Source organism: Streptomyces sp. NPDC002835, assembly GCF_053591995.1.
On sequence record NZ_JBSFUW010000006.1, the window covers coordinates 211,643 to 224,380 of the forward strand.

Here is a 12,738-nt window from a genome sequence, read left to right on the forward strand (position 1 = left end):
GACCAGGCCCGCCGGTCTGCGCACACCACGGCCAACCCCTTTTCTCCATTCGCCAGTTGGGCAGGCCAAACCCCCTGTGCTTCTGGCGGGCGATACAGGGGATCCCCACCAGGAGGAACCGATCGTGCAGTCCCCCACCCGCACCAGAGCCGGGGCGTCCCTGCTCGCGGCCGGCGCCGCCGCGGCCGCGCTGCTGGCCGGCGTGCTCTCCCCCGGCGTCTCCCACGCCGCGTCACAGGAGAACTGCCGGCCCGACGGGCTCTACGCGACCCCCGGCGTCGACGTCCCGTACTGCTCGGTCTACGACGCCGAGGGCCGCGAGAAGATGGGCGCGGACCACCAGCGCCGGGTCATCGGCTACTTCACCGGCTGGCGCACCGGCAAGGACGGCGCCCCCGCCTACCTCGCCTCCGACATCCCGTGGGACAAGGTCACCCACATCAACTACGCCTTCGGGCACATCGACTCGGCCAACCGGCTCTCGGTGGGTGCCGACAGCGCCAAGAACGCCGCGACCGGCATGACCTGGCCGGGCGTCGCCGGGGCCGAGATGGACCCGGCGCTGCCGTACAAGGGCCACTTCAATCTGCTGAACAAGTTCAAGAAGCAGCACCCTGACGTCAAGACGCTGATCTCCGTCGGCGGTTGGGCGGAGACTGGCGGCTACTTCGACGACAACGGCGACCGGGTGGACTCCGGCGGCTTCTACACGATGGCCACCAACGCCGACGGCTCGGTCAACCAGGCGGGCATCGACACCTTCGCCGACTCGGCCGTCGCCTTCATCAAGAAGTACGGCTTCAACGGCGTCGACATCGACTACGAGTACCCGACGTCGATGAAGGACGCCGGCCACCCGGCCGACTTCCCCGTCTCCAACGCCCGCCGGGCCGGCCTCAACAAGGGCTACGCGGCGCTGATGAAGACCCTGCGCCAGAAGCTCGACCGGGCCGGGGCCGCCGACGGCAGGCACTACCTGCTGACCGTCGCCGCACCGTCCTCCGGCTATCTGCTGCGCGGCATGGAGACCTTCCAGGTCCAGAAGTACCTGGACTACGTCAACATCATGTCGTACGACCTGCACGGCGCCTGGAACGAGTACGTCGGCCCGAACGCCTCGCTCTTCGACGACGGCAGGGACGCCGAACTGGCCTCGGCGAACGTCTACGGCAGCGCGCAGTACGGCGGCGTCGGCTACCTCAACACCGACTGGGCGTACCACTACTTCCGCGGCTCCATGCCGGCCGGCCGGATCAACATCGGTCTGCCCTACTACACCCGCGGCCACAAGAACGTGCAGGGCGGCACGGACGGCCTGTGGGGCAGGGCGGCCGCGACCTCCTGCCCGGCCGGCTCCGGCCTGACCAAGTGCGGTGACGGCGCCGTCGGCATCGACAACCTCTGGCACGACAAGGACGACAACGGCAACGAGTCCCCGGCGGGCTCCAACCCGATGTGGCACGCCAAGAACCTGGAGAAGGGGATCGTCGGCGACTACGTCACGCGCTACGGCTTCCCCGCGGACACCCGGCTGACCGGCACCTACGTGCGCAAGTACGACTCCACGCTCGTCGCGCCGTGGCTGTGGAACGCCGAGAAGAAGGTCTTCCTCTCCACCGAGGACGAGCAGTCGGTGGCCGCCAAGGCGGACTACGTGGTCGACCGCGGCATCGGCGGCACGATGGTCTGGGAGCTCGCGGGCGACTACGACTGGAACGCGGCGAAGGGCCACTACGAGATCGGCGACACGCTGACGACGGCGATGTACGAGAAGTTCAGGTCGGCCGCGCCGTACGGGGCGAAGAAGAGCAACACCGCGCTGCCCACCGACGCGGTGGACATCGCCGTGGACTTCACCGAGTTCAAGCTGGGCGACTCCAACTACCCGATCACGCCCAAGCTGAAGATCACCAACAACACCTCCGCGACGCTGCCGGGCGGCACGGAGTTCCAGTTCGACTACGCGACCGCGGCCCCGGCCAACGCCTCGGACCAGTCGGGCTTCGGCACCAAGGTGATCAAGAGCGATCACACCGGCGACAACATCGGCGGTCTGAAGGGCGACTTCCACCGGGTGTCGCTGAAGCTCCCGGCCTGGCAGTCGCTGGCCCCGGGCGCGACCGTCGACCTGGCGTTCAACTACTACCTGCCGGTGTCCACGCCCTCCAACTGGACCGTGACCATCGGCGCCACCACCTACGCCCTGGCGGGCGACCTGGCACGCGGCACCACCCTGGTCGAACCGGGCTCCGGAGGCGGCACGGACCCGTCCCCGACCCCGACGCCCACGCCCGGTGACTGCGCCGCGCCCGCCTGGGACGCCGGCTCCGCCTACGGCGGCGGGACGACCGTGTCCCACGGGTCGCACCAGTGGAAGTCCAAATGGTGGACGAAGGGCGAGGAGCCCGGTACGACCGGTGAGTGGGGTGTCTGGCAGGACCTCGGTCCCTGCTGACACCGCGCACTGTGACAGCCCGGCGGCGGTTGACGGCCCTTGCCGCCGCCGGGCCCGGCGGGCCGCTGCTCCGGCACCGGTCCGCCCTCCACGCTCGGCCCGGCGAGGTCCCGTGCTCAGCCGGGCGCGGCGCGGCTTCACGCTCAACCGGGCGCGGCGCGGGAGCCGCTCAGCCCGACGCGGCGCGGCTGCGCAGGACGAGGAGAGCGATGTCGTCGACGCGCTGCCGCCCGGCCGGCACCTGACTCACCAGCGTCTCGACGACACGGCCGAGGTCGTCGTCCTCCGCCCGGGCGAAGCGCTCCGCGAGCCGCTCGATGGACACGTCGAGATCGGTGCCGGCCGTCTCGACGAGGCCGTCGGTGTAGAAGACGAGCGTCGTCCCCGGCACCAGCGGGATCTCGGTGACGGGGTAGGCAGCGCCCGCGAGAACGCCCAGCGGCGGTCCCGCGGGGACCGGAAGCGGGCGCGTACGGCCGTCGGGAAGCCGCAGCAGCGGTGGCGGGTGCCCCGCGTTGGCCAGACTCACGCGGCCGCGCACGAGGTCGATGTGGGTGTAGAGACAGGTGCTGAACAGGCCGGGATCGAGTTCGGTGACGAGCCGGTTGGTCCGAAACAGCACTTCCCCGGGGCGCGGGCCCAGGCTCGCGAAGGCGTGGACGGCGGTACGGACCTGCCCCATGAGGGCGGCGGCCTCCACGTTGTGGCCCTGCACGTCGCCGATGACGGCCGCGGCGGCCGTGTCGCCCAGCGGGATCAGGTCGTAGAAGTCCCCGCCGATGTCCATGCCGTGCGTCGCGGGCAGATAGCGCGCCGCGACGTCGAGGCCGTCGATGTCGGGCAGGCTGTGCGGCAGCAGGGCCTGCTGCAGGCCGTGGGCGAGCTCGTGCTTGGTGTCGTACAGGCGGGCGCGGTCCAGCGCCTGGGCGACGAGCCCCGCGAGCGACGTCATGACGGCGCGCTCCTCCGCGGAGAACACATGGGGACGGTCGTACGTCAGGACGCAGACGCCGACCGGGCGGCCGGAGACGATCAGCGGCAGGAACGCCCAGGCCTGCTTCCCGCTGACCTGCGGCGCCTCCGGATAGCTCCGGGCCAGCTCCCCCGGCTCCGCGAAGAACGAGGGAATGCCGCTGGCCAGGGCCCGCCCGGCCGGGGTGAACCTGGTGTCGAGCGGCAGGCCGTCGAGTCGCTCGATGACCGACGCGGGGTAACCGCGGTGCCCCGTGATCTTCAGCCGGCCGCCCTCGGCGGCGGACAGGACGAGGCCCTGCGCGCCGAAGGCGGGCATGATCTGGTCGGCCACCAGGTCGACGACGTCCCGCACCCCGACGACCTCGGTCAGCGCGGCGGCGAGATGCAGCAGCTGGTAGAGCTGCCCCGGCCGGGCCGGGGTGGCGACCGCCGTGGGCACAGGCGGTGCCGGCGCCGCGGGCGGCGCGGCCCCGGTGGGCACGACGCGGACGCTGATGCCGCTGACATCGGGGTAGAGGTGGAAGTCCAGCCAGCGGTCCGGCGGCCGGCGGGCCGTGAAGGACACGGGCCGGCGGCTGAGCACGGCCGTGCGGTAACGGTCCTCGTAGACGGGATCGTCCAGCCAGGGCAACGACTGCCACGGCAGCGTGCCCATCAGCTGCTCCGCGCTGCGGCCCAGCAGCTCGGCGGCGCCGGAAGTGATGAAGGCGAAGCGTCCTTGCAGGTCGAGCGCGCAGGAACCGCCGGGCAGGCGCTCCGCGAAGTCGGCCGCGGCCAGCGGCGGCCGGGTGTCCCGGTGTCCGGTCTCGATCGGCAGCACTCGCGGGCGGTCCCCGCAGACGCGCGGCCGGCCGGACTCGGCCGCTTCGTCCAGCAGCCGTGCCAGGCGGCGGCAGCTCGTGGCGACATGACCCTGCTCACGCCGGGTCATGCGGTTCGGGTGGCCGGCCGGCCACATCAGCAGCAGCGCTCCCCAGCGCCGGACCCCGGTGACGGGCGCGGCGACGAGCGCGAGCGGAAAGCGCAGCGCCACCGCGCTGCGCGGATAGGAGCGGGCCAGCTCCTCGTGGCTGCCCATCCAGACCAGCCGCTCCTCGCGGACCGCATCTGCCACCGGGGCGGGCGCGGAGAGCGGGACCCTGCTCCAGGGATCGGCGAAGCCGGCCGGCACGCCGCACAGCACGTCCAGGCACAGCACCTGCTCGTCCGGCGTCAGCAGAAACAGAGCGCCGACTCCCGCGCCGGTCCGGCGTACCGTCTCCACCAGCGCCGCGCACACGGCGCCCCCGCCGGCTGCTGGTTCATCCGGCCTGGTCACAGCACACCTCCGGCGTCAGAGGTCCACAAACGCCGTCCGGGCGCCGGACGGGCGACGCGATCAGCCCGCATGACCCGAACCCCTCATACAGGGACGTTACGCCCACGGCGCAGCACGCGCCCGGGTACGGACGGCCCCGGCGTCTCACCGCCTCGCGCCTCCCGCGCTGCCCGTGCTTCCGGTCCTTTCCGTACCTCCCGTACCTCCCGTACTTCCCGTACTTCCCCCGAACAGTTCGCCCCGCGCCGCCTCCCCCGCCGTCAGCAGGGCGCCGCTCAGGACGGCGGCGCCGCCGAGGGCGCCCGCGCGCACCCGCGTCCGCAGCGGTGAGAGACGGGCGGCCCTCGCCTCGACACGCGACGCCAGGGGCTCGCCGCCCGCGTGGCCGGTCTCGCCGCCGAGGACGACGCACCCGGGGTCCAGGACCGCGGCGACGGCGGCGGCGGCGAGGGCCAGGCGGTCGGCGAGGGCGTCGAGGAAGTCGTGGCGGCCCTCGGCCACGGCTGCCCTGACGACGCCCGCCGCGGGCGGTTCCTGTGCCGCCGCCCCGGCGGCGAGACCGTACCGCTCCCCGAGTTCGCAGATCGCCGCCGACCCGGCCAGCGAGTGGAAGCCGCCCGCGCAGTCGACGGCCGAGGGGATGCCCGAGGTGCCCGGCACCGGGAGGAAACCGATCTCGCCCGCGCCGCCGGACACGCCCCTGCGCAGCCGGCCGTCGAGGAAGATTCCCGCACCGACTCCGTGGCCCAGCCAGAGGAAGGCGAAGGAGTCACGGTCGCTCGCGGCGCCCAGGCGCTGTTCGGCGACGGCCGCGAGGTTGGTCTCGTTCTCGACGATCACCCGGGCGGGCAGCCGTTCCTGGAGGGCGGCCACGAGCATCCGGTGCCAGGCCGGCAGGCCGGTGGTGTCGCGGAGTTCGCCGGTCGACGGGTCGATGAGGCCGGGCGCGCCGACGCAGACGCTGTGCAGGGTGGCGGCCCCGGCGCCCCGGCCTGTGCGCTGGGCGGCTCCGGCGCCCTGGGTCGTGTGCTGCGCGGCTTCGGCGTCCTTGGCGGTGCGCTCCACGAGGGCGGCGGCGCGCTCCACGGCCGGGCCGGGGTCGGAAGCGTCGCCGATCGGCAGGGACGCCTCGGCCAGGCGCCTGCCGAGCAGGTCCGCGACGACGACGGACACGCTGTCGGTTCGTACGTCGAGCGCCGCGAGGTGAGTGCGGTCGGCGACGATCCCGTAGAGCCGGGCGTTCGGCCCGCGGCGCTCCGAACCCGCCTTGCCGACCACCCGGATGAGGCCGGACTCCTGGAGGCGCTCCACCAGGTCGGCGACGGTGGGCCGGGAGAGGCCGGTCATGGTCTTCAGCTGGCCTGCCGTCAACGGGCCTTCCCGCTGGAGGAGTTCCAGGGCGAGCCGGTCGTTGATGGCCCGGGCGGTGCTCGGGGATGCGGGCATGCCGGAATCCTTCCAGATGTAAATCGCTCATCTATCAGGCAGGGTTCCTGATAGTTTACCGCTCACGTTCTCGGGGAGGGGTTTCCGCATGTCCAGCGAACCGACGGCCGGGCTCCGTCGACTGAGGCGCGCCCGCTTCGCCGTGGCCGCCGTCTTCTGTGTGCACGGGGCGGTGACCGGCAGCTTCGCGACCCGCATTCCCTGGATCCAGGACCATGCCGGGGTGAGCGCCGGCCAACTCGGCCTCGCCCTCGCCTTCCCGGCGCTCGGCGCCTCCGTCGCGATGCCGCTGGCCGGCGCCGTCAGCCACCGCTTCGGCGCGCGCACGGCGCTGCGCGGCCTGCTCGCCCTGTGGACGCTGAGCCTGGTCCTGCCGGCGTTCGCACCGAACCTGCTCACCCTGTGCGGGGCGCTCTTCGTCTACGGGGCGACCTCGGGCATGTCCGACGTGGCGATGAACGCCCTGGGCGTCGAGACCGAGAACCGCCTCGACCGGTCGATCATGTCCGGGCTGCACGGCATGTGGAGCGCGGGCGCGCTCATCGGCTCGGCGGGCGGCACCGTCGCCGCGCACCTGGGCAGCGACGCCCGGCTGCACCACGTACTGGCCGCCCTGACGCTGACCGTCCTCGGCCTGATCGCCTGCCAGGGCGTACTGGACGTGCGCAGCGCCGCCGGGGACGAGCCGCCGCCCCGGTTCGCGCTGCCGCCGAAGTCGGCGGTGGTGATCGGCGCGGTCGGCTTCTGCGCGGTCTTCGCGGAGGGCGCCAGCCTGGACTGGTCGGCGGTCTACCTGCGCGACGTACTGGACACCTCGCCGGGGCTCGCGGCCGCCTCCACCACGGCGTTCGCGCTGACGATGGCCGTGGCCCGGCTCGCCGGCGACCGGATCGTGGACCGCTTCGGGCCGGTGCGGACCGTACGGACCGGAGGCGTGCTGGCGACGATCGGCGGACTGCTGGTGGTCCTGTCCCCGCATCCGGCGCTCGCCATGTCCGGCTTCGCGCTCATCGGCCTCGGCGTCGCCGTGGTCGTCCCGCTGGCCTTCGCGGCGGCCGGGCGCAGCGGCCCGAACCCGAGCCAGGCGATCGCCGGCGTCGCCACGATCACCTACACCTCCGGCCTGATCGCCCCGTCGGCCATCGGCGCGGTCGCCGACGTGACGAGCCTGGTGGTGTCCTTCGGCCTGGTGACCCTGCTGGCGGTGGGCCTGGTCCTGGGCGCGGGGGTGCTGCGCTCGGCGGGCCGGCAGAGCCTGAAGCTCACCGAGCCGACCCCGGCGGTCCACGACCCCCGCCTCTGAAACGACCCGCGCCCCGGCGCGGGCCGGGGCGTGCCCGGGTCCGGGCGCCCTCTGGGACGCGGTGGAGATGGCTCACGTCTGGTTCACGGAGCACGGCTCCCCCGCGCGCGAGCGGTTCGGCGTGACGGTCTCGCCGGGCGGACAACGCTTCTGGCTGGACGAGCCGGGCCGGGCGGTGCCTCTCGCCACGCGTCCCAGCGGGCCGTCGGGCCCCGCGGCCCTCTCCGAGGGGGGCGGGGAGCGGCGGGAGTCCGGGCCCTTACCATTGACGCCGATCGTTGACGACTGAACGAATTGGAGCGGCCCGTGAACCTCGGCGTGCGCTGGGCCCTGCACGGCGACGGGCGGACCCCCGCTCCCGGCGCCGTCGTGCGACCCGACGAGCGGCTGTCCTGGCCCCGCACCGCGGGGCTCGGCGCGCAGCACGTGGTCGCGATGTTCGGGGCGAGCTTCGTCGCGCCGGTGCTCATGGGTCTCGACCCGAACCTCGCGATCATGATGTCCGGCGTCGCGACCGTGATCTTCCTGCTCGCCACCCGCGGCAGGGTGCCCAGCTATCTCGGCTGCTCGCTGTCGTTCGTCGGCGTGGCCGCCACCATCCGGGCCACCGGCGGCGACAGCGCCACCGTGACGGGCGCGGTGCTGGTCGTCGGCGCCGCGCTCTTCCTCGCGGGGCTGGCCGTACGGCGCTTCGGCGCGCGGGTCATCCACGCCACGATGCCGCCGATCGTCACCGGCGCGGTCGTCATGCTGATCGGCTTCAACCTCGCCCCGGTGACCGCGTCCACCTACTGGCCGCAGGACCAGTGGACCGCCCTGCTGGTCATGCTGTTCACCGGGCTCGCGGTGGTCTGCCTGCGCGGCTTCTTCTCCCGTGTCGCGATCTTCCTCGGGCTGATCTTCGGCTACGTCCTCTCGTGGGTGCTGGACCTGGTTTTCGGGAAGATCCACTCCCCCGCGGGAGGCGCGGAGGCCGTGGACCACTGGCGGCTGGACCTGTCCGGGGTCGGCCAGGCCGACTGGATCGGACTGCCGTCGTTCCACGCCCCGAGCTTCGAGTGGTCGGCGATCCTGGTCGCCCTGCCCGTGGTCATCGCGCTCATCGCGGAGAACGCCGGACACGTCAAGGCGGTCGGCGAGATGACCGGCGACCCGCTCGACGACAAGCTGGGAACCGCGATCGCCGCCGACGGCGCCGCCTCGATGCTCTCCACGGCCGTCGGCGGGCCCCCGAACACCACGTACTCCGAGAACATCGGCGTCATGGCCGCCACCCGCGTCTACTCGACGGCCGCCTACTGGGCGGCGGCCGGCTTCGCCCTGCTGTTCGGCCTCTGCCCCAAGTTCGGAGCGGTCGTCGCCGCCGTCCCCGGCGGTGTGCTCGGCGGCATCACCGTGATCCTTTACGGCATGATCGGGCTGCTCGGCGCACAGATCTGGATCAACGCCAAGGTGGACCTGCGCAACCCGCTGAACCTGGTGCCGGCCGCCGCGGGCATCGTCATCGGCGTGGGCGGCGTCAGCCTGAAGATCACCGACACCTTCGAGCTCGGCGGCATCGCACTCGGCACCCTCGTCGTCATCACCGGCTACCACGTGCTGCGCGCCTTCGCGCCCCCGCACATGAAGGAGCGGATGCGGGAGGAGGAGGCCCTGCTGGACGCCGGCACCTCCTCGTACGACGGGACGGCCGGCCGAGAGGCACCGGAGGCCAACGGCCGGTAGCCGCTCAGCAAAAACGTCCTTCTTTCCGGGGAAGCCCCGGCCCGTCACCGCACCGGCGGCCCCGGGGCTGGCACCCTTCCCCCATGGCGCAGACGGAAGAGTTCGCGGTGCGTACGGTCCACGGCCCGTCCGAGTTCCATTCGGCGGGCGGTTCGCCGGTCGACGCCGTGGTGGAGCGGATGCGCGCCCTGCGCTCGGAGCTGCCGTCGGCGGACGGGCTGGCGGTCTTCAACCGGGTCTATCTCGCGGTCACCGAGGAGTTCGCCCGGCACCTCGACGGCGGGCACTTCCGGGACCGGTCGGCCGTGGCGGCGCTCGGTGTGCTCTTCGCCCGCCGCTATCTGGCGGCCGTGGACACCGCGGCGGCGGGCGGGCGTCCGCCAGCCTGCTGGCGGCCGCTGTTCCAGTACCGGCGTCATCCCGGCGTACGGCCGCTGCAGTTCGCGCTCGCCGGGATCAACGCCCACATCGGGCACGACCTGGCCCTCGCGGTCGTGGACTCCTGCCGGGCGCTCGGCTGCGAACCGGCCGGTCTGGAAGCCGGGTTCGAACGGGTCGGCGACATCCTCGTACTGCTGGAGGAACGCATCCGCGAGGAGCTGATGCCCGGCCCCGACCTGCTGGAGATCGCCGATCCGCTGACCCATCTCGTGGGCTCGTGGAGCCTCGATCGGGCACGCGACGGCGCCTGGTCGGCGGCGCGGCTGCTGTGGCGGCTGCGGGAGGCGCCGGAGCTGGCCGAGGAGTTCGCCGAGCGCCTGGACGCGGGCGTCGGCCTGGTGGGGCGCTGTCTGCTTACGCCCTGCCGGTGAACTCCCGGCAGGGCGTGGGCGGACTACGCGACGGGCGGAGGGACCCGTCCGCGGATCAGTCCTCCGGCAGTTCGACCGGCGCGATCTCGTCGTACAGGTCGCCCGGGCCCGGGTTCGTCGGGTCGGTCGTACCGCCGAAGTGGGCCATCACGCCCCACACGGCGTTGAGCGCGGTCTGCACGGCGCCCTCCGCCCAACCCGCCGTCCACGAGATGTCGTCGCCGGCGAGGAAGATGCCGCGCTTGTCCTCGGGCAGCCGGTCCTGCATGAAGTGGGTGAACAGCCGCCGCTGGTAGCGGTAGTGGCCAGGCAGGTTGGCCTTGAACGCGCCCATGAAGTACGGCTCGTTCTCCCACGACACGGTCACCGGGTTGCCGATGATGTGGCTGCGGATGTCGACGTTCGGGTAGATCTCGCCGAGCGACTTGAGCATGACCTCCATCCGCTCGTTCGCGGACAGCGGCAGCCACTTCAGGCTGTCGTCACACCAGGTGTAGGAGAGGCAGATGACGGCCGGCTGGTCGGGCCCGTTGTCCAGCAGGTACGTGCCGCGGGTCATCCGGTCGGTCAGGGTCATCGACATGGTGTCGCGCCCCGTCGGGTTGCCCTGGCCGTCGACGGCCTTGTCCAGCCAGAACGGCCGGTCCACCGGCACGAACAGCTTGGACGACTCCATGTAGTGGGTGCGCTCCATCGCCGTCCAGTGGTCGATGGGGAAGAGCGCGTCGTCACAGGCGATCTTCGAGAGCAGCAGCCACGACTGGGCCGTGAAGATCGCCGCCCGGTAGGTGCGGATGTCGCCGGACGCGTCCGTGACGGTGATCCGGTTGCCGGCCGTGCGGTTCAGCCGGGTCACCGCCGGGCGGGGCGTGCCGTCGTGCAGTGACGACAGCGAGGTGCCGAGCGGCCAGTGGACGAGCTTCTGCGGCTCGCGCTCCCACAGGCGCAGCGGCAGCTGCTGGCTGCCCTCGACGATGCCGCGGTGGTGGTCGTCGGCCTCGGAGTAGACGACCCGCAGGATCTCCAGGATGGAGTTGGGGAAGTCGGTGTCCCAGCCGCCGGTGCCGAAACCGACCTGGCCGAAGATCTCCCGGTGCCGGAAGGACTTGAAGGCCTCGGAGTCGCAGAGGAAGCCGTAGAAGGTCTGGTTGTCCAGCTTCTCGACGAGCCTGGCCCAGATCTCACGGATGCGCGGGATGTCGCGCTCGCGCATGGCCTGGTTCATGTCGGAGAAGTCGGCGCCCTCCTCCAGGCAGGCGTTCCACGCGTTCATCACGTCGCGGTAGACCTGCGGCAGGTCGTCGATGCTCTCCGCGTAGTGCGACTCGCCCTTGAGGTCGACGACGGTCGACGGCGTGGAGGGCGAGAGCGGGTTGGGGAACGGCGCGGTGGTCAGGCCGACGAGGTCGATGTAGTGCTGGAGCGCCGTGGAGGACGGCGGGAAGCGCATCGCGCCCATCTCGGCGGTCAGCCCGTCCGTGCCGGTGCCCTCGAAGCCGACGGTGCGCAGCCGGCCGCCGATCTGGTCGGCCTCGTAGACGACGGGCTTCAGGCCCATCTTCATCAGCTCGTACGCGGCGACGATGCCGGAGAGGCCACCGCCGATGACCGCGACCTCGGCGCCGTGCTCGTTCGCCGGTATCTGGCCGAGGCCCGCGGGGTGGGCCAGGAAATCGTCGTAGGCGTACGGGAAGTCCGGACCGAACATGGTGATCGGCGGCTGGGCGTCGCTGTGCTGGACGGCAGTGGTGGGCACCGTGGACGTCATGGGGTACGGACTCCTTGCACGAACTTGATGAAGCGGGAGAGAGGTTCGGGGGGCGTCAGCTCAGGGAGCCGTACAGCCCGGGGCGGCGGTCGCGGAGATACGGGTTGTTCTCCCGCGAGGCGCCGAGCAGTACGGGGTCGACGTCGCCGATCACGAGCTCCTCGCCGCGGCCGGCGCGGGGGCGCGCGGTGCCGTCGGGGCCGGCGAGGCAGCTCAGGCCGGTGAACTCGAACTCGCCCTCGTGCCCGGTCCGGTTCGCGTACGCGATGTAGAGCTGGCTCTCGAACGCCCGGACCGGAACCAGGGATTCGGCCACGAAGGGGAACGGGTGCATCAGCGCGGTGGGGACGAGGAGGAGGTCGGTGCCGGCCAGGGCGTGGGCCCGGACGTTCTCGGGGAACTCCACGTCGTAGCAGATCAGCATGCCGACGCGGACGCCGTCGAGGTCTGCCTGGACGACGGGCTCGTCCCCGGGGGTGAACCACTGCTGCTCGAAGGAGCCGAAGAGATGCGTCTTGCGGTAGTTCGCGAGGCGGTCGCCGGACGCGTCGATCAGCTGGGCGGAGTTGTGGACTGCCTCGCCCGCGCGCTCGGGGTAGCCGTAGTGCACCGCGATGCCGTGGTGCACCGCGATCTCGGCGACGGCGGCGGCGCCGGGCCCGTCCGCGGGCTCGGCCAGCACGGGGACGTCGTCCCCGATCGCGTACCCGGTCAGGAACAGCTCGGGGCAGACGAGCAGCCCCGCGCCGGCCCCGGCGGCCCGGCCCGCGGCCTCGTCCAGCACCTTCAGGTTCTCGGCGACCGAGCCCGGTCGGCCGGAACTCTGGAGCAGGGCGGTGCGCAGGGGCATGGGTGACCTCGGGCATGGGGCGGGGATGAAAGGGAGACGCCTATGACGGTACGGTCCGGCGCTCGGGCGGGACAAGGCGTCACCGT

8 protein-coding genes are annotated in these 12,738 nt (G+C 72.4%); 4 read left to right on the top strand and 4 right to left on the bottom strand.

The window, feature by feature from the left end:
* Positions 1 to 124: 124 nt before the first annotated feature.
* The gene (locus tag ACWD01_RS09360) at positions 125 to 2,455 is read left to right on the top strand and encodes a chitinase C-terminal domain-containing protein (protein ID WP_451159759.1); all 2,331 of its coding nucleotides are present in this window, start codon (positions 125 to 127) and stop codon (positions 2,453 to 2,455) included.
* Between the two features lie 169 nt (positions 2,456 to 2,624).
* On the opposite strand, the gene ACWD01_RS09365 is transcribed toward ACWD01_RS09360, so the two are convergent.
* Both ACWD01_RS09365 and ACWD01_RS09370 read right to left on the bottom strand, forming a co-directional pair.
* Positions 2,625 to 4,748 (bottom strand): SpoIIE family protein phosphatase, encoded by a 2,124-nt coding sequence (locus tag ACWD01_RS09365; protein WP_451159761.1) that lies wholly within the window; start codon positions 4,746 to 4,748, stop codon positions 2,625 to 2,627.
* 144 nt (positions 4,749 to 4,892) lie between these two features.
* On the bottom strand, positions 4,893 to 6,194 hold the full coding sequence (locus ACWD01_RS09370; protein WP_451159763.1) for an ROK family transcriptional regulator: 1,302 nt from the start codon (positions 6,192 to 6,194) through the stop codon (positions 4,893 to 4,895).
* An 88-nt stretch (positions 6,195 to 6,282) separates the two neighbouring features.
* Between ACWD01_RS09370 and ACWD01_RS09375 the strand changes: the two genes are divergently transcribed.
* The 3 genes from ACWD01_RS09375 to ACWD01_RS09385 all read left to right on the top strand — a co-directional run bounded on the left by ACWD01_RS09375 (position 6,283) and on the right by ACWD01_RS09385 (position 10,034).
* A complete protein-coding gene (locus ACWD01_RS09375) occupies positions 6,283 to 7,497 on the top strand; it encodes an MFS transporter (protein ID WP_451159765.1) in 1,215 nt (404 codons plus the stop codon).
* A gap of 306 nt (positions 7,498 to 7,803) precedes the next feature.
* On the top strand, positions 7,804 to 9,222 hold the full coding sequence (locus ACWD01_RS09380; RefSeq protein ID WP_451159767.1) for a uracil-xanthine permease family protein: 1,419 nt from the start codon (positions 7,804 to 7,806) through the stop codon (positions 9,220 to 9,222).
* 83 nt (positions 9,223 to 9,305) lie between these two features.
* Positions 9,306 to 10,034, top strand: coding sequence for a DUF5995 family protein (locus tag ACWD01_RS09385; protein WP_451159769.1), 729 nt, complete (start codon positions 9,306 to 9,308; stop codon positions 10,032 to 10,034).
* 55 nt (positions 10,035 to 10,089) lie between these two features.
* Here ACWD01_RS09385 and ACWD01_RS09390 read toward each other — a convergent pair whose 3' ends face one another.
* Positions 10,090 to 11,802: a flavin monoamine oxidase family protein gene (locus ACWD01_RS09390; RefSeq protein WP_451159771.1), complete on the bottom strand. Its 1,713-nt coding sequence runs from the start codon at positions 11,800 to 11,802 to the stop codon at positions 10,090 to 10,092.
* A 55-nt stretch (positions 11,803 to 11,857) separates the two neighbouring features.
* Complete coding sequence (locus ACWD01_RS09395) at positions 11,858 to 12,652, bottom strand: carbon-nitrogen hydrolase family protein (RefSeq protein ID WP_451159773.1); 795 nt, start codon at positions 12,650 to 12,652, stop codon at positions 11,858 to 11,860.
* Between the last annotated feature and the right edge of the window lie 86 nt (positions 12,653 to 12,738).